The 18,323-nt window shown below is 47.9% G+C and carries 18 protein-coding genes; 11 read left to right on the top strand and 7 right to left on the bottom strand.

What is annotated here, in order from left to right; translation table 11 throughout:
* Nucleotides 1-1,621, top strand: a 1,621-nt coding sequence (locus tag QUA47_RS16230; RefSeq protein ID WP_333431503.1) for a calcium-binding protein, incomplete at its 5' end; no start/stop codon positions are given.
* 26 nt (nucleotides 1,622-1,647) lie between these two features.
* Nucleotides 1,648-1,815 carry a hypothetical protein gene (locus tag QUA47_RS16225; RefSeq protein WP_190658581.1) on the top strand — a complete coding sequence of 56 codons (168 nt, stop codon included), beginning with the start codon at nucleotides 1,648-1,650 and terminating at the stop codon, nucleotides 1,813-1,815.
* A 123-nt stretch (nucleotides 1,816-1,938) separates the two neighbouring features.
* Here the strand turns inward: QUA47_RS16225 and QUA47_RS16220 are convergent, their stop codons facing one another.
* Nucleotides 1,939-3,555, bottom strand: coding sequence for a Ppx/GppA phosphatase family protein (locus tag QUA47_RS16220; protein WP_333431502.1), 1,617 nt, complete (start codon nucleotides 3,553-3,555; stop codon nucleotides 1,939-1,941).
* 212 nt (nucleotides 3,556-3,767) lie between these two features.
* Here QUA47_RS16220 and QUA47_RS16215 point away from each other — a divergent pair, with 212 nt between their 5' ends.
* The 6 genes from QUA47_RS16215 (at nucleotide 3,768) to QUA47_RS16190 (ending at nucleotide 8,938) form a co-directional block, all read left to right on the top strand.
* The gene (locus QUA47_RS16215) at nucleotides 3,768-4,652 is read left to right on the top strand and encodes a 4-hydroxybenzoate solanesyltransferase (RefSeq protein WP_333431501.1); all 885 of its coding nucleotides are present in this window, start codon (nucleotides 3,768-3,770) and stop codon (nucleotides 4,650-4,652) included.
* A 359-nt stretch (nucleotides 4,653-5,011) separates the two neighbouring features.
* Nucleotides 5,012-5,335: a hypothetical protein gene (locus QUA47_RS16210; protein ID WP_333431500.1), complete on the top strand. Its 324-nt coding sequence runs from the start codon at nucleotides 5,012-5,014 to the stop codon at nucleotides 5,333-5,335.
* Nucleotides 5,332-6,102, top strand: a complete 771-nt coding sequence (locus QUA47_RS16205) for a hypothetical protein (RefSeq protein WP_333431499.1) — start codon at nucleotides 5,332-5,334, stop codon at nucleotides 6,100-6,102. Before QUA47_RS16210 ends, QUA47_RS16205 begins: the two co-directional genes overlap by 4 nt.
* On the top strand, nucleotides 6,099-7,634 hold the full coding sequence (locus QUA47_RS16200; RefSeq protein WP_333431498.1) for a tetratricopeptide repeat protein: 1,536 nt from the start codon (nucleotides 6,099-6,101) through the stop codon (nucleotides 7,632-7,634). The genes QUA47_RS16205 and QUA47_RS16200 overlap by 4 nt, the downstream gene beginning before the upstream one ends.
* A gap of 276 nt (nucleotides 7,635-7,910) precedes the next feature.
* A complete protein-coding gene (locus QUA47_RS16195) occupies nucleotides 7,911-8,408 on the top strand; it encodes a TIGR00725 family protein (protein WP_333431497.1) in 498 nt (165 codons plus the stop codon).
* An 8-nt stretch (nucleotides 8,409-8,416) separates the two neighbouring features.
* On the top strand, nucleotides 8,417-8,938 hold the full coding sequence (locus tag QUA47_RS16190; protein WP_333431496.1) for a hypothetical protein: 522 nt from the start codon (nucleotides 8,417-8,419) through the stop codon (nucleotides 8,936-8,938).
* 702 nt (nucleotides 8,939-9,640) lie between these two features.
* Here QUA47_RS16190 and QUA47_RS16185 read toward each other — a convergent pair.
* Together QUA47_RS16185 and QUA47_RS31010 are read right to left on the bottom strand one after the other, a co-directional pair.
* Nucleotides 9,641-9,784: a LuxR C-terminal-related transcriptional regulator gene (locus tag QUA47_RS16185; RefSeq protein WP_445302518.1), complete on the bottom strand. Its 144-nt coding sequence runs from the start codon at nucleotides 9,782-9,784 to the stop codon at nucleotides 9,641-9,643.
* Nucleotides 9,785-9,796: 12 nt separating this feature from the next.
* On the bottom strand, nucleotides 9,797-10,042 hold the full coding sequence (locus tag QUA47_RS31010) for a hypothetical protein (RefSeq protein ID WP_445302517.1): 246 nt from the start codon (nucleotides 10,040-10,042) through the stop codon (nucleotides 9,797-9,799).
* Between the two features lie 64 nt (nucleotides 10,043-10,106).
* Between QUA47_RS31010 and QUA47_RS16180 the strand changes: the two genes are divergently transcribed.
* The 3 genes from QUA47_RS16180 (at nucleotide 10,107) to QUA47_RS16170 (ending at nucleotide 12,723) form a co-directional block, all read left to right on the top strand.
* Nucleotides 10,107-10,586 carry a hypothetical protein gene (locus QUA47_RS16180; RefSeq protein ID WP_445302516.1) on the top strand — a complete coding sequence of 160 codons (480 nt, stop codon included), beginning with the start codon at nucleotides 10,107-10,109 and terminating at the stop codon, nucleotides 10,584-10,586.
* A 92-nt stretch (nucleotides 10,587-10,678) separates the two neighbouring features.
* The gene (locus QUA47_RS16175) at nucleotides 10,679-11,209 is read left to right on the top strand and encodes an HAD family hydrolase (RefSeq protein WP_333431494.1); all 531 of its coding nucleotides are present in this window, start codon (nucleotides 10,679-10,681) and stop codon (nucleotides 11,207-11,209) included.
* A 245-nt stretch (nucleotides 11,210-11,454) separates the two neighbouring features.
* Nucleotides 11,455-12,723, top strand: a complete 1,269-nt coding sequence (locus QUA47_RS16170) for a sodium:proton antiporter (protein ID WP_333431493.1) — start codon at nucleotides 11,455-11,457, stop codon at nucleotides 12,721-12,723.
* A gap of 289 nt (nucleotides 12,724-13,012) precedes the next feature.
* On the opposite strand, the gene QUA47_RS16165 is transcribed toward QUA47_RS16170, so the two are convergent.
* The 4 genes from QUA47_RS16165 to QUA47_RS16150 all read right to left on the bottom strand — a co-directional run bounded on the left by QUA47_RS16165 (nucleotide 13,013) and on the right by QUA47_RS16150 (nucleotide 18,254).
* Nucleotides 13,013-16,246 carry a Calx-beta domain-containing protein gene (locus QUA47_RS16165; RefSeq protein ID WP_333431492.1) on the bottom strand — a complete coding sequence of 1,078 codons (3,234 nt, stop codon included), beginning with the start codon at nucleotides 16,244-16,246 and terminating at the stop codon, nucleotides 13,013-13,015.
* Between the two features lie 347 nt (nucleotides 16,247-16,593).
* Nucleotides 16,594-17,259, bottom strand: a complete 666-nt coding sequence (locus tag QUA47_RS16160) for a class I SAM-dependent methyltransferase (RefSeq protein WP_333431491.1) — start codon at nucleotides 17,257-17,259, stop codon at nucleotides 16,594-16,596.
* Between the two features lie 6 nt (nucleotides 17,260-17,265).
* Nucleotides 17,266-17,727: a cupin domain-containing protein gene (locus QUA47_RS16155; protein ID WP_333288486.1), complete on the bottom strand. Its 462-nt coding sequence runs from the start codon at nucleotides 17,725-17,727 to the stop codon at nucleotides 17,266-17,268.
* Nucleotides 17,728-17,774: 47 nt separating this feature from the next.
* The gene (locus QUA47_RS16150; RefSeq protein WP_190658604.1) at nucleotides 17,775-18,254 is read right to left on the bottom strand and encodes a hypothetical protein; all 480 of its coding nucleotides are present in this window, start codon (nucleotides 18,252-18,254) and stop codon (nucleotides 17,775-17,777) included.
* Between the last annotated feature and the right edge of the window lie 69 nt (nucleotides 18,255-18,323).

Here is an 18,323-nt window from a genome sequence, read left to right as displayed (position 1 = left end):
AACTCCGACTCCGACTCCCACGGAAACTCCGACGCCGACGCCGATACCTACGGAAACTCCGACTCCGACTCCCACGGAAACTCCGACGCCGACGCCGATACCTACGGAAACTCCGACTCCGACTCCCACGGGAACTCCAACTCCCACGGAAACTCCAACTCCAACTCCGACTCCCACGGGAACTCCAACTCCGACTCCCACGGGAACTCCAACTCCGACTTCCACGGGAACTCCGACGCCGACTACAACGGGAACTCCAACTCCCACGGGAACTCCAACTCCCACGGGAACTCCGACTACAACGGGAACTCCAACTCCCACGGGAACTCCAACTCCCACGGGAACTCCGACGCCGACTACAACGGGAACTCCAACTCCCACGGGAACTCCAACTCCCACGGGAACTCCAACTCCCACGGGGACTCCAACTCCCACGGGGACTCCAACTCCCACGGGAACTCCAACTCCCACGGGAACTCCGACTCCTGCGGGAACTCCGACTCCTGCGGGAACTCCTGTTGACTCTGACAGCGTTGGCGGCGGCGATGCCGATTGCATTTGCGAACAGATTACCCTACCCGCGATCGGTTCGATTCCGGGCCCGAATTCAGTCGATCGCACTTTCAATGGCACTGACGGCAGCGACTTCCTCACCGGCAGCAATCTCAACGACGTTATCAGCGGTTTCAACGGCGACGACATTCTGCTGGGCGAACAAGGCAACGACAATATTTACGGAGGACGGCCCAGCAATATCCCCCTTGGCCCGAATGCAGACAGAGACTTGCTGTTTGGTGGCGGTGGCAATGATTACCTCAACGGCGACGCCGGCGACGATCTCATTTTTGCGGGTAAGGGCGATGATGTGGCGATCGGCGGCAAAGACGATGACTTGATTTGGGGCGACAAAGGCAATGACACTCTGGTTGGGGATCAGGGTAACGACTGCTTGTTTGGAGGCAGTTTTGACCCGTCTAGCCCTGACTCGAATGGACGCGATTTGCTGTTTGGCGGTGCTGGCAACGACTTCTTGAATGGGGGAGATGCTGCGGACACTCTAAGCGGCGGCGAGGGCAATGATACGGTTTACGGTGGCAAGGGCAATGATGTTGTGGTGGGGGGTAGTGGCAACGATCTGCTGTTGGGCGATCGCGGGAGTGATAGCATTTGTGGCGGCGACGGGGACGATACTATTTTAGGAGAGAGTGCGATCGACTTTAACGGCGAGCCTGATTCCCTGTGCGGCGGTGCTGGCAATGATTTGATGTTTGGCAACGGCGCTAGTGACAAGCTATGCGGCGATGAGGGCAACGATACTCTCTACGGCGGGAAAGGTGACGATTGTCTGATGGGGGGTTTGGGCAATGATATTCTCAGCGGCGGAATTGGGCGCGATCGCTTTGTTTTAACAGCAGGTTCCGGCAGCGATTTAATTACTGATTTCACAAAAGGTGAAGATTTGTTTGTGTTAGCGGGCGGTCTAACTTTTGCTCAACTTAGTATTACCCAAAACGCTAATGCAGCTTTCATCAGGCTTGGTGAGAACAGTCAACTGTTGGCTGCTTTGAATGGAGTGCAAGCTAGTGCGATCGATCTGAATGATTTTACCCTCTTCGGGTAAGCATTACATAATCAGCCCTGTCTGGCGTGAATGCCGAGCCTGGTATGTATATAAGTCGATCGAACGCTTGCAATCTTCTAGTTTGTAGGTACGCACTGCCCTCAAGCAGCGTATTGGTGCGATCGACCGACTTTACCTCATCCTATCGGCTGGCGATCGGCAATAAACTAGGTTTATTACCGATCGCCCCTTAAAAGAAAAAGATTTAACGATAGTAGGCTTCGAGATTTCAAGCATTTGAGGGTCTTCTTCACCACGAAGACTCTCTCTAACATTGCACACCCTACAGTTTATCGTTTCCCGGCTCTACCTCGTCTTTAAACTGGAACGAGAGTCGGCTCTAAAGTTGCCACTAATTTGAGATTGTACTCAGCCTCAAAAACAGGCTTTTTATAATCCAAACTCCACATTTCCAGAGCGCAATCGTCCCCGGGATTGAGCGGTTGCAGCCGCAAATGAAACTCTCGAACTTCCGGGCGGTGTTCGCATTTAAAATCAGAAATTGCGCCAATTTGTCGCCTGTCCAAAGCCACAGCCAACCGTAGAAAAGGATGAAGTTTACTAACGACTTCTCGGTATTTTTTAGGCAGAATTAGAAAATTTTCATGCTTTTTTTTGGGAGGATTTTTCCGGTGATAGCGAGCTAAATTGGCAATTACTTCTATCTCTGTTTCTGTGTATCCTAATAACTCACCATTGCGAATTAAATAGTAAGAATGCTTGTGGTGCGCCGAATGACTGACGTACAAACCACTGTTGTGAAGAATCGCGGCTGCCCACAGCAACTCCCGTTCTTCGGTTCCCCAATAGTGCAGAATTCCTTGAGTTTGGTCGAACAATTTGAGCGCAAATGCTGCGGTTCTTTCGCTTTGTTCTAAATTGACTTGATATTTGTCAGCCATGTGCAGAATGCTGCGCTGGCGGATGGAACCTTGATAGCGCAAGCGATTTTCAATCAAACCGTGGCTCAGCATCCAGTCAACAATTACGCCTTCTCGTAAAGAGCGATCGCACACCGTCAGCGATTCCATTCCTAATAGTGTCATCGCTTCTTGCAAAATCAAGGCACCTGCTAAAATAATTTCTGCCCGCTTGTCGGACATTCCCGGAATTGCCAGCCTTTCCGAGTATGAAAGTTTGCGAAAGCGATTGACTAAATCGCGCAAATCCTTTAAATTTAACTGATATCCGGCTAGGGGACTCGGCACTGTCCCCAACTTTTCGCGAGCATTAATTGCAGCCAGAGTTTCGATGGTTCCAGCAGTGCCAATCAAGCGCAAAGGTTCGCCTGCATTGAAGTGAGAGCGCAATTCGTCGATCGGTCTTTCTAGCGAAATCCGAATATAAGCTTGCAAATAAGCAAACTCCTCCTTGCTAATCGGGTCGGTTTTGACAAATTGTCCTGTTAAGCGAACAGCACCAATTTTTGTACTGGTGAGAGAGCGAGCCTCAGAACTGTCTGCTAAAATCAACTCCGTAGAACCGCCCCCAATATCAATAATCACCTGCGACTGATTGTTAAACTCCATACCCGAAAGAACGCCGAGATAAATTCTCCGTGCTTCTTCCTGACCGGAAATCAAGCTAACATTCAGGTCTAATTCTTCAGCAATTTGTTTGAGGAACTCTCGCCCGTTAGGGGCTTCCCGAACCGCACTGGTAGCAACAGCGATAATTTGTTCAGCATTGAAAGTTTTAGCAATATCTTGAAAACGGCGCAGAGTGGCGATCGCCCTTTCCATAACCTCGGACTTCAAGCAGCCTGTCTTAATCTCACAATCGCCCAACCGAACCGTATCTTTTTCTCTAGCAATAATCGTAAACGCGGGCAATTTCGGATCGATCCGCGCCACCACCATGTGAAATGAGTTAGTACCCATATCAATAGCAGCAATAATGCGATTTGACTCCGCAGAAGCAAGTGAATTAACCATTGGAGTGTATCGGGGTTGACAGATATTTATGATTATTTCACGAATCCAGTGAGGCATTCTATTAAATTAGCCAAAATCTGGAACTGCTGAGTGGTCAAGACTTTCACCTGTTTTAAATTTCGGCAGAAGTGCCATCCCCAGCAGAGATAGTAAGTGATTGTGCCTAAAATTTGATAAAATCTAGAGTTAAAAATATCAAATCTAGAATTGAAATGCTTAAAGAGCCCGATCGCCAACCCGAATCCACATTGCTAACCGTCGTGAGGCTTTTGAGATGGGACAAGCCAGCAGGAAGGCTCATTTTAATGATTCCAGCCCTCTGGGCCGTCTTTTTAGCAGCCGACGGGAGGCCGCCGACAGCATTGGTGGGTGTGATTGTGTTGGGTACCTTAGCCACGAGTGCGGCTGGATGCGTCATCAACGACTTGTGGGATCGCGATATCGATCCCGAAGTAGAAAGAACGCGATCGCGCCCCCTAGCATCCCGCGCCCTCACCGTGCAAACTGGAATAGGAGTTGCTTTAATTTCCTTTGCTTGTGCGGCCATTCTCGCTTTTTATCTCAATCCTTTAAGCTTCTGGCTGTGCGTCGCCGCCGTACCAGTAATTATCTGCTATCCACTGGCAAAAAGATTCTTTCCAGTGCCGCAATTAGTGTTATCAATTGCGTGGGGTTTTGCCGTTTTAATTAGTTGGAGCGCCGCCGTTGACGAATTAGAATTAGCGACTTGGCTGCTGTGGGGTGCAGTCGTGTTTTGGACGATGGGATTTGATACAGTTTATGCGATGAGCGATCGGGAAGACGATTTGCGTTTGGGTGTGAATTCCAGCGCGATATTTTTCGGGGATAATGCTGCTAATGCTGTGGGTTTTTTCTTTGTTGGGACAGTCGGTTTGTTAGCGGCAATGGGAATTAATCTGCACTTGCACATGGGTTTTTGGGTGGCAATTTGTGCGGCGGCAATTTTGTGGTTTTTGCAATATAGTCAACTGCGGAATGCGGATATTCCTAAGCTTGTTTACGGTCAAATCTTTCGCCAAAATGTTTGGGTGGGGTTTGTCATATTGGCGGGAATGATTGTTGGAGAGATTTTTTAGACTCCGCCTAGGTGGGTGACAGAAGTTAAATCAACTTGTAAGGTGCGTCAGTCATTGATTTTTCGCTTTCAACAAATTTGAATGCTCTGACGCACCCTACGTGCTTGCTAGCGGTTTCAACCGCCGAGGCATCTCGATATAATTCACCTGAATCAACTTTTTTTCAATTGAATCAGCTTGATTTGTACTATCCAATTCCAGGTAATTTTAACCCGCTGCGACTGAGAATATTGCGATCGCCACGGTCCGTACCGGCATAAGTTTATTTGGGGCTTTCCTCTGTGGCGGTAAAATCTCCAGAATTTTGTCACAATAGGGTGCAGATAAAACCGAGAGTATTTTACCGCTCCTGTGCTGCTATGAACCAATTTTTGCTGTACCTGGCCTCTGGGTTGATTACCGTGTTGGTGGGGTATTTTACCAACCAGTTACCGAATTTGCCGGATAACTTGAAACCGTGGGTTCCTTTGGCAGTGGCGGTTTTGACATTAGCGGGTTCGATTTTGCTGATTCAACAAAGCCAGTCTGGGAACTCGTCAGCCAAGACGGTGATTCGGGGGAATAGGCTGAAGGGGAAACTCAGCAGCATCAAAGCTACGGATGCTTTGGTAGAACGAAATCAACTAACTGGAGAGAGTTCTAGCATCAGCACGAGGGATAGCGATTCGGGGACGCAACCATGACGCGCTTTGCGAATCGCACGCGGGAGTTGCACCTGTTTGAACAGATGTTGCGGCGGCAGGTGCGAGAACGGATTTTGTTGATTGAAGCACCGTCGGGTTATGGGAAAACGGGTTTGATGGGGCGGTTTGAGATACTGTGTTCCCAGGAAATTCATCCAGTTTTAATCGATCTCAAAGGGGCGCAAGCTGGTATCGCTTTTGTGTTTTCCCGGATTCAGCGCGTACTCGGAAAAAAACGCTTTCCGAAGTTTAATGCCGAGATCGATCGCTTTCTCAATTCTGGTGTTGAGATTCAGAACAATCGTTTGACGGGAGAAGGCAGCCAAATTCAGGTGATTTTCGATGTGCCACCAGAGGAACGAAACTATCGTTTAACTCAACTTCAACAGGTTTTTTTTGAAGAGTTAGAACGGTTCGATCGCCCGATCGCATTTATTCTAGATACATACAATGGTGCGACGGAAGAACTGGCAGGATGGATCGAGAGTCAGTTTTTGGCAGAAGTGGCACTCAACCCAAAGCTATTTGCGATCGTGGCAGGACAAATTATTCCCCAACCCACTATCGAATGGCAAAACCTGCATCATCGCTGCAAGCTCGATCGGATTATGGAACGCGAAGCCTGGTATGGTTACGTTAAGGACGTTGGCTTCGACTGCTTCAGTTGCCAAGAAGAGATTGATGTTTTAATCGATGCGGTAGGAGGTGTACCGGCACAAGTCGTTCTCTTGTTAGAAGGTGCAGCACAGACGAGGCAGCACAAATGAACGCCGAGTTTTTAGCGCGATTGGCACAGGCGCAGACGGAGGAAGAAAAGGATTGGCTGCTGGCAGAACTTTCCCTGTCGGTGCTGTCGCCAGAGTTGAGGGCAATGGCGCTGCCTGCCGCCGTGCCGCATTGGTTTGATGCCAAAATCTTAGCGGCGTTACAGCCAGATTTAGCTCAACAGGCAGAGGCGCTGTATCTGGAACTCCAGCATCTCCCATTTGTGGAAAGGTTTGCCGACAGAGGACACAATATCCACGAACGGACTCGGAAGGCGGTGCTGAAGCATCTATGGGAAACCGATGAAGAAGCGTTTAAGCAATTTTCCCAGCGTCTGGTTGACTATTTTGGTGCAGAGAATACGAATCGGATCGAACAGATTTATCACGCTGCGATCGCTGATTTTGAGGCAGGCAGCAGTCAGTTTAAGCGCTACATCACAAGTCTAGACCATAATTTTCGTCGGGGGGAAGCGGAGGCGCTGCTAGCAGCCGTGCAGGAACTGGTTGAGGCTAAACGAGTGCCAGAGAGTTTCGCCGCATATGTGGTGTATTGGTTCGGGCGAATCCATTTCCGATTTTATGAAGCGCAGGAGGCATTGTCCCGCTACGATACGGCTTTGAAACTCTACGAGCAAGTAGGATTCAATCTGGGCAAAGCCAATACCCTGCGTGCCATCGGCAATGTTTTGCAATTCCTCGATCGCCGTGAAGAAGCCCTAGAGCGCTACGATACGGCTTTGAAACTCTACGAGCAAGTAGGAGCCAATCTGGGCAAAGCCAATACCCTGCGTGCCATCGGCAATGTTTTGCAATTCCTCAAGCGCTGTGATGAAGCCCTAGAGCGCTACGATATGGCTTTGAAACTCTACGAGCAAGTAGGAGAGAATCTGGGCAAAGCCAATACCATGAAAGCCATCGGCGATGTTTTGCAATTCCTCAAGCGCTGTGATGAAGCCCTAGAGCGCTACGATACGGCTTTGAAACTCTACGAGCAAGTAGGAGACCAACTGGGCAAAGCCAATACCCTGCGTGCCATCGGCGATGTTTTGCAATTCCTCGATCGCCGTGATGAAGCCCTAGAGCGCTACGATACGGCTTTGAAACTCTACGAGCAAGTAGGAGCCAAACTGGGCAAAGCCAATACCATGAAAGCCATCGGCGATGTTTTGCAATTCCTCAAGCGCCGTGATGAAGCCCTAGAGCGCTACGATACGGCTTTGAAACTCTACGAGCAAGTAGGAGAGAATCTGGGCAAAGCCTATACCCTGCAAGCCATCGGCGATGCAGCATTAGCTAACGAGCAGTATCCGGAAGCACTTGAGCATTACCGACAGGCGTTAGCTTTAGTCGAACAAATTCACGATCTATACAGCACAGCCCGCGTCTGGTATTGCATCGGCACAGCTTACGCGACACAGGGCGACAAGCCTCAAGCAATTTCAGCTTTCACTACCGCCGCCAGCATATTTCGGAATATCAAGTTAGAGGATTTGGCTCAGTTTTGCGAAGGAGCGATCGAAAAAATAGAATAACCCCAAAAACATCAAATCGCAGGCGAATTATCCAATCCTGTATCCGCATTAATCTGCATTCATCTGCGGTCAAAAAAGAGCGAGAGCCCTTTCTAATAATTCAGAAGGGATCTCGCCCATAATTCATCAAACGAGCGATATCCCTTCTTACATCTGCGTTAATCAGCGTCCATCTGCGGTTAAAAAAGAGCGAGATCCCTTTCTCACCCATATCCAGAGTAGATAGTGTGCAAACAAACTAGCAAGTATTAATAACACCATATCCAGCCCAAAACTATGAAAAAAATCATCATTGGCATCATGGGCCCCGGCGATAGTGCCACATCAACCGACTTAGAAAACGCCTATCAACTCGGACAACTCATCGCCGAAGCAGGATGGATATTGCTAACTGGCGGTAGAAATGTCGGCGTCATGGATGCCGCCAACAAAGGAGCCAAATCAGCTAACGGTTTAACAGTCGGCATCCTTCCGGGAAATGACACTCGCGGCATTTCTGAAGCTGTAGATATTGCCATTGTCACCGATATGGGAAACGCTAGAAATAACATTAACATTCTTTCTTCAGATGTAATAATTGCCTGCGGTATGGGCACGGGCACTGCTTCGGAAATAGCACTCGCTCTGAAAGCTAACAAACAAGTTATCTTGTTAAATGACAGCGCCGAAAGCCAACTTTTTTTTAAAGGTTTAGCACAATTTAACATCTTTGTGGTAAACAATGCTGTAGAGGCTATGAATCAAGCTCGCGAAATCCTAGTAAATCCAAGATGAAATCCAAGATGAGACTAAGCAAATTCAACTTTTGTGCGATCGGCATTTTCCTGACTTTGGGGATTTTCGTCAGTACCAAAGCAGACGGAAGAATCGCACAGTTCAGTTTCAGCAACAAATCCACTCAAAAATTAGCACAAACCCTCCCTCCTCCTCCCCCTTTCACACAGCCTGTTACCGAACAAGAAGCGCCACCTATTCGCAGCGAATCCGTACCCGATCAAATCGCTTTAGCAACCCATTTGCAGACAATCAAAGCTAGAATGTACGGTGCTTACTGGTGTCCTCACTGTCACACCCAACAAGAACTTTTCGGCAAAGAAGCATTTACCGCCATTACTTACATTGAGTGCGATCCCAGAGGCAGAGATGCTCAACCAGATTTGTGCAAAGCTGCTAATATTAAAGCTTATCCCACTTGGGAAATTCGGGGTAAATATTACACGGGCCGGCAATCTTTGGAAAAACTGGCTATTTTATCCGGTTATAAAGGCAGCAGCAATTTTCTGCCACCAGTTCCCTCTCCTTAAAAATATCTAAATTCTTTCCCACTCGCCCACGAATAAACCGGGGTTTTTAACCGATATTGACGGTTTTTAGCAATTATAGGACTAAGGCAAACTGTCACGACTAGGGGTTAAATTTTAGGCGGAACTTCCCCCTGCCAATATACTTACACAGGCTCAAAAGCATCTCATCACAAAGGTTTCAATTGTTGAGTCAATAATGGTGTACCCATGTAGATGACTCATATCTGTTGGCGATCGGCAATTATATTGAATCTACAACCATTGAGTGCGATCGCCTGCGTCAGCTATTACTTATTAATGGGGACAAATTTTCAGCTTAACAGTTGCATCCTTTGTTGAGTAAGAGTTTGAAAACTGTTAGTACATTTGTATGAGGGAAGTCCCGTTTAATCAATTGAAGAGCTAGAGTATTTATTGCAGATCCTCTTAAATGAAGGGCAATTAATAACTAAATGGGGGCGAAAAATCCAAAACAAGGGTAATGCTTGTATCAGAGTTTAAATGTGCAACAGCTTAGCTTCTACATATTCTGAATAAAATACATCGGATAATGGCATAATTGAAGGAAAAATTAGGTAGACAAAAATTATAATATTTTATTATTTTTGTTTAAAGTAATCTTTTACCTGGAATTACCCAATTGATAAAACTCATAATTTTTAGGTAGGGAGCGAGGTTTTGAATCATTATAAACTGCCCGCATTAAGATTGACTGCCTAACAGTTCTTCTGCTACCAATGCTTTCTGAATTGCCAGTACAGCACCTTGAGTGCTATCGCGCACTTCTAACTTTTGCAAAATCGCGTACACATGAACTCGCACCGTACCCGAAGCAATGTACAATATTTGAGCAATCTTCTAATTGGTTTTCCCCCCGGCCATTAAAGCTAATATTTCTTGTTCTCGCTTCGTCAGCGGATTCTCTAAAACTTCCGATTTCAACCCATTTTTAAAAGATTCGGGATTAGCAAAAACCGCCCGAAGTTCCCCAGTCGCTGCCTTATCCCACCAAGAAGCGCCCAACGCTACCGATCGAATTACCAAACCAAAAGTTTCCGCCGCAATTCCTTTTAGACAATAGCCCTGAGCACCCGCAGCAATCAATCTTTCAATTAAGGATTTTTGCGGCGGTACGCGCGTCCTCTCTGATGAACTGACGCTGCGGGTAATGGCCGACCCGGGTAAGGGGTTTTTGGACAGGACGATCGCACTGGTGGAGGGGGCCGAAAGGTCGAAAACGCCCAACGAGATCGCGCTGACAACGCTGCTGGCGCTGCTGACTCTGGTGTTTTTGAGCGTGGTATCGACGATTGGGGCGATCGACAATTACGTGAAAACTCCCGTGGGCGTGGTGACGCTGATTTCGCTGCTGGTGGCGCTGATCCCGACGACGATCGGCATTGCGGGGATGGATCGCGTCGCTCAGTTTAACGTGATAGCTACCTCTGGACGCGCCGTGGAGGCTTGCAGCGACAGCAATACGCTGATTTTGGACAAAACGGGGACGATCGCGCTGGGGAACCGTTTAGCCGAGGAGTTCATTCCGGTAAACGGTCACTCGCTGGAGGAGGTTGCGAGTGTAGCCCTTGCTGCTAGCCTGTTTGACGATACTCCAGAGGGAAAGTCGATCGCAATACGGTTCAGATAAGACCCTCATGGAGACAAAACTCTGTGAAAAACAGATACTGCGATTGCTTCGTTATTCGCTCGCAATGACAAAAAAACATTAACTGAACCGTATTGAAGTCGATCGTCGGTTTGGCTCAGAATTTGGGCGCACAGGTGGATTTCGATCGCCCCAACGCCACGGGGCTTGATTTTTCCGCAAAAACGCGGATGTCTGGCACGGATTTGCCCGATGGGACGGAGGTTCGCAAGGGTGTGGTGGACGCGGTGAAGGGTTTTGTGCGATCGCGCGGCGGCAATGGGCGGCCGGATCTCGATGCAGCTTACGAGCGAGTTTCGCGGGTTGGGCGCACACCTCTAGGCGTTTGTCCAGGCAGCGACACCTACGGCATTATCTATTTGAAAGATGTCATCAAACCGGGAATTCGCGATCGGTTTGACCAACTGCGAAAAATGGGCATCCGCACAATAATGCTGACCGGAGATAACCGAATTACAGCATCAGTAATTGCTGACGAAGCCGACGTTGACGACTTCATTGCCGAAGCAACTCCCGAGGACAAAATAGAATACTCAGCAGTTAGTGCGAGCGCTCAAACACGTAGATTTGCACATCATCGCTACCGAAAAAAGTGGTCTTTCTAATTAGTCATTAGTCCTGAGTCATTAGTCATCAGCCCTTAGTCATTAATTATTAGTTATTAGCCAGATGAATGAAATAAACAATTCCGGGCGATTGTAAGTCACGGAGTTTATGGGGCACCAAGGCAAAGCCCGCCGGAGCAGGCTAGAAGCATAAACAATTTCGTATAATAACTCCAACTTTCGGAGGATACCTGAATCTAGCGGACGACGGATGCGCCAGAAGCTTTTACGTGTCAAAATCGCCCTTGTTAAACCTGATTAAAAGTGCGATCGCTATGGTGGATGATTACATTCTCAACTTGCTAGTTATTGGCATCCTCCTGCTTACCGTTACCTTGGGTTCCGGATGGATTTCGCGATTGCCTGTATCTTATGCCTTAATTTATCTAATTGTCGGTATCGGATTGGGGCCCTACGGCGTGAAGCTGATTGACTTGCGTCCCGAAGCTCAATTTTTAGAAAGGCTTACAGAATTTGTAGTTATTGTTTCTCTGTTCAGTTGCGGCTTAAAAATGAATCGCCCGCTGCAATTTTGGGCTTGGAATTCCACCGTGCGGCTGATCGGTTTTTTAATGCCGATTTCTATTTTTGCAGTGGCCGCTATCGGTCATTGGTTTGTAAAATTAGATTGGGGCCCGGCGATTTTACTGGGAGCAATTCTCGCTCCCACCGATCCAGTTTTAGCCTCAGAAGTTCAGTTAGCTCATCTAGACGATCGCGATGAATTGCGCTTTGGTTTAACATCGGAAGGCGGTTTGAACGATGCTTTAGCTTTTCCCTTTGTTTATTTCGGGATTTATTCGCTAAAAGATAACAACTGGTCGAAGTGGTTTTCGCAGTGGGTAGCAGTTGACTTGATTTGGGCGATCGCCGCAGGTATCGTTATGGGAATTTTAGTAGCTAAAGCCGTCACCTGGATCGATCGCCAACTCCAACACTATCGACCGGCCGATCAATTAATGGAAGATTTCCTTGCTCTCAGCACAATTCTGCTCACCTATTCCCTCACAGAAGTAGTCAACGGCTACGGATTTCTCGCAGTTTTTGTAGCAGGAATTGTGGTGCAGGCGAGTTACCGCAACCCAGAAAAACCGCTTTCCCAACTGCACTTTACCGAGCGCATTGAAAAGTTAATGGAAATAGCAACTATTTTACTATTAGGTTCGCTTTTGCGCCTAGAGCCTATGTTGGCATATGGAGGATACTCCCTCTTAGTAGCTGGATTGTTGCTTTTTTTAATCCGGCCTGTTGGAGCTTGGATTAGTACGATAGGCAGTGCTTTACATCCCGCCAACCGCTTGCTGTGCGGTTGGTTCGGCATTCGTGGTGTCGGTTCTATCTATTACCTTACCTATGCTTTCGGTAAGGGTTTGGAAGGCGAGACAGCCGAAAAAATCGCCTGGATTACCTTTACAACCATCGTAATTTCTGTGATTTTGCACGGCATTACTTCCACCCCGTTAATGAACTGGTACGAGCGGCGAATCAAACCTAAAGTACCGGATTTAATTTAATTCATAGTCCGGGACGCATAAATACCTTTATCAACTGGGTGGGTCACTTTTATTAAAGGTTAACCATGCAGTATCTTCCTAAAAAAAACAGGTTTCTGCGTCCAGGACTAATTGAGTAAGGTGCGTGACTTTGAGTTCTTTAATTCCCAGTGAGATGATTGAGAGTCACGCACCCTACTAAATTTTAATTCTCGATCGCCCCCAAAGCGCACAGGGTTGCTTTCTGTGCCTGAGTTATGCCGTCACTCTTAAGTTGACAACAAAGGCATTGCCACGCATCCTACAGGCGTTAAGGAACCAGAGGAGACTCGAAAGCGCCGATGTCAATAATTCCCCCGCTAACGCGATCAAAAGGAGAGATACCCCGCTGGTCGTAGAAGGGAGGACCGATAAAAGGTCCAGACGTTAAAACAAAAGCTGGGTCGCCACCATTAATAGCGGGACTACCCGGTTGCAGTGCCAGAGTCTGAGTCGAACCGCCGTTATCTGCCAGGGGGTTTAGTAGGGGGTCAATAGGTGCAGCAGCAGTGCCAACTCGATCGCCGAGTGCAGTAAAACCAGTGCTGCCAGTACCGTTGCCAATTAAGTTGTAGCCACCGCTGGCGAAGCTGCCGAAAACGTCAGGGCCAGTGGCGGCACTGTTCTGAGCGATGATAGTATTTTTGACATTCACCGTGCCGCCGTTCCATATACCACCACCACTTCCAGGGGCAGGCAAAATGATGCCAGCAAAGTCGGTGGTGGAGGGGTTTGCTATGTTGCCCGAGAGAGTGCTGTTGGTCAGGGTTACCGTGCCAGCTTTGTTATAGATGCCAGCACCGCTGCCACCTGCGTTGGTTGCTTGATTTCCAGAGAGAGTGCTGTTGGTCACCTCTACTGTGCCGTTATCGTTATAAATGCCACCGCCAAGCAAACCAAACCCAAAAAGACCACCCACTGTGTTACCAGAAAGAGTGCTGTTCGTCACTTTGACTGTGCCACCCTCACGGTTATAAATGCCGCCACCACTGCCACCGCCCGCACTGTTGCCAGAAACAGTGCTGTTTGTCACCTCCACAGTACCGCCTTGGTTAAAGATGGCAGCACCATTTACTGATTGCGGAAACGCTGAGGGAAAACGCACTCCACCGTTGTCAGAGAAAGTGCTGTTTGCTACTTTGACTGTGCCTGGCCCATTGTTAGAGATGCCACCGCCTGAGGTAGCGCGGTTGCCTGAGAAAGTCCCGTTCGTCACATTTACTGTGCCGCTATTGTTGAAGATGCCACCGCCTTTGCCTGGACTGAACAAGGCTTGGTTGTTGGAGAAAGTGCCGTTAGTCACATTTACGGTGCCACCCTCGTTATAGATACCCGCGCCGTCGCCCAATGTAACACCATTTGTGATCGTTAATCCGTTAGTCACATTGACTGTGCCACCGTCGTTATAGATACCGGCGCCGTCCTCAAATTTACGACCATTGGCGATCGTGAATCCGTCAAAAGTCGCACTGACTCCATTGTTTACCTTGAAAATCCGGTAATCTCCGCCCGTATCCCGCCGCACTGTCAGGTTGCTAGAACCAGTGCTATTAGTAATAGTGACATCGCCGCTAATGTCAGGTAATACTCCTGTGAGGTTGATTGTCTGCGGCCCGGCTGGCAGATTGAAAGTAATAGTATCATTCCCAGCAAAAGCGTTAGCATTCAGCAGTGCTTGTCGAAACGAACCTTCTGCCAGACTGTAGTCTGTCAAGCTGTCATTGCTATTGACAACTACAGTATCATTGGCTGCGATCGCGATAGTAGTATTGTTTTGGTTAGCATCAACTTGGTAATTCCCCTCTGCTAGTTTCAGCTTCAGCGTCTCCTGTGCCTCAGCTTGGATATCATCGACAGCGGTGAGGCTGACATCTACAAAATTTTGTCCATCCGGGATGGTGACGCTGACATTTGAACTGTTGACAGAAACGCCGCCACCGCTGAGGGTGTAGTCGCTAGGTTTAGTTGGATTGTTGCTACTACCGTCTATTGCTAGGCTGACTGTTAAGTTGCCGCGACTCTCACCAGTGCGACTGATGCGAAAAGTGGCTGGATTGTTGCCTGTTTCTGCTGCTGCCTCATCTATAGCAGCGATGCTGACCGTTGGCAAAATGTCATCGTTAATAATAGTGAAGCTAGCTGTTTGCTGACTTCCTAAAATTCCCCTGCCTACTGGATTAACTAATTTCAAATTAATCTCTTCGTCTGGTTCAACGACGGTATCCCCCACAAGAGGAATTGATACTGTTTTGGATTCTTCGCCGCTGGCAAAGTTGATAGTAACTGGCAGATTGTTAATGTAGTCTTCGCTAACAGTAGCTGTGGAAGAGGTATCTAGTTCCACTTGGACGCTGACTGCCCCCTCGGTGCTGCCTGTGCGTTGAACTGTGGCGACAACTTGATTGGGACTGCCACTGTTGCCCTCGTTGGCACTGTAGCTAGAGGTGCTGAATGCTAAGAGACTGGGGATTAATAGGTCATCGTTAATAATAGTTAAGCTGGCAGTTTGCTGACTTCCTAAAGTTACCCTACCTACAGGATTAACCAATTTCACTTTAATCTGTTCGTCTGGTTCGACGATGGTATCTCCCACAATGGGAATTGATAGAGTTTTGGAGGATTCGCCGCTGGCAAAGTTGATAGTAACTGGCAGATTGTTAATGTAGTCTTCGCTAACAGTAGCTGTGGAAGACGTATCTAGTTCCACTTGAACGCTGACTGCCCCCTCGGTGCTGCCCGTGCGTTGAACTGTGGCGACTATTTCGGAAGTGCCACTCGGGCCCTCGTCGGCCCTGTAGCTAGAGGTGCTGAATTCTAAGATACTGGGGGTTGATGTTGAGGTAACTGGAGCGAGTGAGGTGGTGAAATTGGCGGCTGTAATACTGCTGCTGTTAATATCTTTTAAAATAGCGAGATATTCGCCTGTCACGTTATCTCGAACGATCGTATCTCTGGCAAAATCGCCTGTTCCTTGAGAGATATTCAAGTCTTGAAATTGCAAGCCTCCATCGAGTCCTATTAAGTCTGTACCCAGGCTAAAGTCGGTAATCAAGTCCGCATTGGCAAGAGTAGAACTGCCGTTATTAACCGAATTATTTTGTACTCGGCTGATGACACAAATGTCGTCACCATCGCCACCGCTTAAAGTATCGGCACCGCTATCTCCAAATAGGACATCATTGCCTTCATTTCCAGATAGCAAATCATTTTCTTTGCCGCCGCGGACAACATCGTTTCCCTGCCCTCCTTCGAGGGTATCATTACCGTTATCCCCAAACACCCAATCCTCGTTTGCGTCGCCTTGAATTAGGTCACTGTCTTTGCCGCCGTAGAGGGTATCATTGGCTTGGTTGCCCAAGATGTAGTCCTTACCTTGGTTGCCAAAGATTCGATCTTCCCCTTCGGCGCCAAACAGGGTATCATCGCCTTGTTTGCCCGAGAGCGAGTTAGTTCCAGGAAAGCCAATTAAAACATCGTTGTTGGGGGTACCTTCGAGTGTAGCCATATTTTTTGATAGATGGTAAGTAATGGTTGTGGCTCTAGCGCGGATCTCGCGGGTTAGGAGCAGCAATCGCGATTTTCATCGCGCGTAGTGCGATATTGCTTCTTAGAATTTATGACGCTGCAAACTTTATTAAGTTTCGCAGTTGGGCTGGCCAAAGAAAGTGCGTAGGCTTTGCAATTAACTACTGTTTTGTTTAGCTATTAAACTGGTTTCACCCCGCCCGTGTAGCTGGTGCGATCGGCTTTACGTCATCCTATCGGTTGGCGATCGATAATAAACAAAATTTATCGTCTCGCGCGGTTGAAAAAAATCCGAGCGAGTTCGTGGCCGCAACGAAATTTCAAGCCTTAGTCCGCCTTCTTCACCACGTTGACAGGGCTGACTGGTTTCACCCCAACTAATAAACCGAGTTCCCGCCACTTCCAATAACAGTCTGCATCGGTAAAACCAATTTCTCTAAACCAGCGCAATTGCGTTTCGACATCCAGCAATTTATTAGACGGATCATCCGGATCGTTGCTAATACCCAGCGCCTCTCGAAATTTCTCGTGTAAAGCGGGAGTTGCGGACGCTACGTGTTCCAAATTGCAAAAAATGCCTCCGGGTTCCAAAAGCTCGAAAATCTCAGCGTAAAGCGAACGTTTGCGATCGTCTGCTACATGATGAATCGCAAAACTAGAAACAACCGCATCAAACTTGCCCAAATCCGGCAGCGATTCGTCAAAATTGTGCTCGATTACCGTGACATTCTGGTCATCAGCAAAGCGAATTCTGGCTTTTTCCAGCATTGTCGGCGAAAAGTCGATCGCCACACATTCCACATTGGGTCGATCGCACTTCAGCAAACCCAGCAACCGCCCGTCTCCCGTGCCCACATCCAGAATTCGCTTAACATTTTTCGGCACTTCCTCCAACAAAACCGCTTCACCTTCAGTGCGGTGAGGAATTCCATCAGCTTTAGCAAGATACCACAAAGCGTGTTCCGCCGAAGTCCAAAGATTCACTTGACTCATAAATTTTCAACTCTCATAAACCTCGCCATTTTTGCGAGTAAAAATCCAACTATTTCCGTTACCTTTCGCCATTAGATCGTCATCGGGATATTCGGCACTATCTCCCAGAGTGCGATCGCCAATTTCCAGATAAACAACATCTCCCTTCGAGCGGTTGACTAAATGATGCCCATCTGCATCCCCCGCCGGAAAACCCGCCGCCATACCCGGTTTCAGCACTTGCTCTCCCGAATTTGTAATCAGAGTAACTTCCCCTTCCAGAACATAGATTAACTCATCTTGCCGGGTGTGCCAATGCCTGAGAGCAGAACAACTTCCCGGCGCAAGTCTCACCAAATTTACCCCAAAATTCTGCAATCCGGCAGCATCGCCCAAGCGTTTTTTAACTCTCCCCGCAACAGCCGATTGGAATTGCTGAGGGTACTTGGAACCCGTAATTTCAGGCACATTTTTAGGATCGATAATCATAAAACATTCCTTTCACCAATTGCCCACTCTTATCCAAAAAAAATCAGCTATTCTAACGGTTTCAAAGTAGTAGGATTTTCCCGAATCGGTTTAATAAAACTGCTATTAGCCCGCACAAAACAATTACCCTTATCCGTTGAAATCGGCAGCCAAGGTTTGCCCTGAGAGTCAGCAATCATAATTTGATTGGCATTATTTCCTGTCACCGCTTGCAAGCGTTCCCCCCGTCTAAACGTAGTCACGACAGGCCACTGCGAAACATTGTGTTTATTTCTTTCAAACAACTCAGCAGGCGCATCCAAACCGTCTACAGAAATTGATCGAAATCTCTGAGCCATCCGGCAATTCAACCCTTTAGAATCCGAGTCCACAACCAACCAATTTACCTGCCTGTTGCCCCGCTGTCGCGCAGGTGGCACCGGATAATCACCTTGCTTGTTAGCAACAGGTATTGCTGAGGCTAAATTAGCCTCCATTCCTAAAATCCAAGCCGCTGCGAGAAAGACAACTCTAATTTCTGCTTTCATTGCTACCAAAAATCCTTTAATTCGAGCTCATCATAATTTTATATTACCTGCCACTTTCCCGTCACTTTC

Source organism: Microcoleus sp. MON2_D5 (genome assembly GCF_036701905.1).
Lineage (GTDB): Bacteria > Cyanobacteriota > Cyanobacteriia > Cyanobacteriales > Microcoleaceae > Microcoleus.
This window is presented reverse-complemented; position numbering and strand designations above follow the sequence as displayed.

Bases quoted from the DNA above. Each gene is read 5' to 3' on its own strand.
- QUA47_RS16220 (WP_333431502.1), bottom strand. From the start codon at position 3,555: ATGGTTAATTCACTTGCTTCTGCGGAGTCAAATCGCATTATTGCTGCT.
- QUA47_RS16215 (WP_333431501.1), top strand. From the start codon at position 3,768: ATGCTTAAAGAGCCCGATCGCCAACCCGAATCCACATTGCTAACCGTC.
- QUA47_RS16210 (WP_333431500.1), top strand. From the start codon at position 5,012: ATGAACCAATTTTTGCTGTACCTGGCCTCTGGGTTGATTACCGTGTTG.
- QUA47_RS16205 (WP_333431499.1), top strand. From the start codon at position 5,332: ATGACGCGCTTTGCGAATCGCACGCGGGAGTTGCACCTGTTTGAACAG.
- QUA47_RS16200 (WP_333431498.1), top strand. From the start codon at position 6,099: ATGAACGCCGAGTTTTTAGCGCGATTGGCACAGGCGCAGACGGAGGAA.
- QUA47_RS16195 (WP_333431497.1), top strand. From the start codon at position 7,911: ATGAAAAAAATCATCATTGGCATCATGGGCCCCGGCGATAGTGCCACA.
- QUA47_RS16190 (WP_333431496.1), top strand. From the start codon at position 8,417: ATGAGACTAAGCAAATTCAACTTTTGTGCGATCGGCATTTTCCTGACT.
- QUA47_RS16180 (WP_445302516.1), top strand. From the start codon at position 10,107: ATGGCCGACCCGGGTAAGGGGTTTTTGGACAGGACGATCGCACTGGTG.
- QUA47_RS16165 (WP_333431492.1), bottom strand. From the start codon at position 16,246: ATGGCTACACTCGAAGGTACCCCCAACAACGATGTTTTAATTGGCTTT.
- QUA47_RS16160 (WP_333431491.1), bottom strand. From the start codon at position 17,259: ATGAGTCAAGTGAATCTTTGGACTTCGGCGGAACACGCTTTGTGGTAT.
- QUA47_RS16155 (WP_333288486.1), bottom strand. From the start codon at position 17,727: ATGATTATCGATCCTAAAAATGTGCCTGAAATTACGGGTTCCAAGTAC.
- QUA47_RS16150 (WP_190658604.1), bottom strand. From the start codon at position 18,254: ATGAAAGCAGAAATTAGAGTTGTCTTTCTCGCAGCGGCTTGGATTTTA.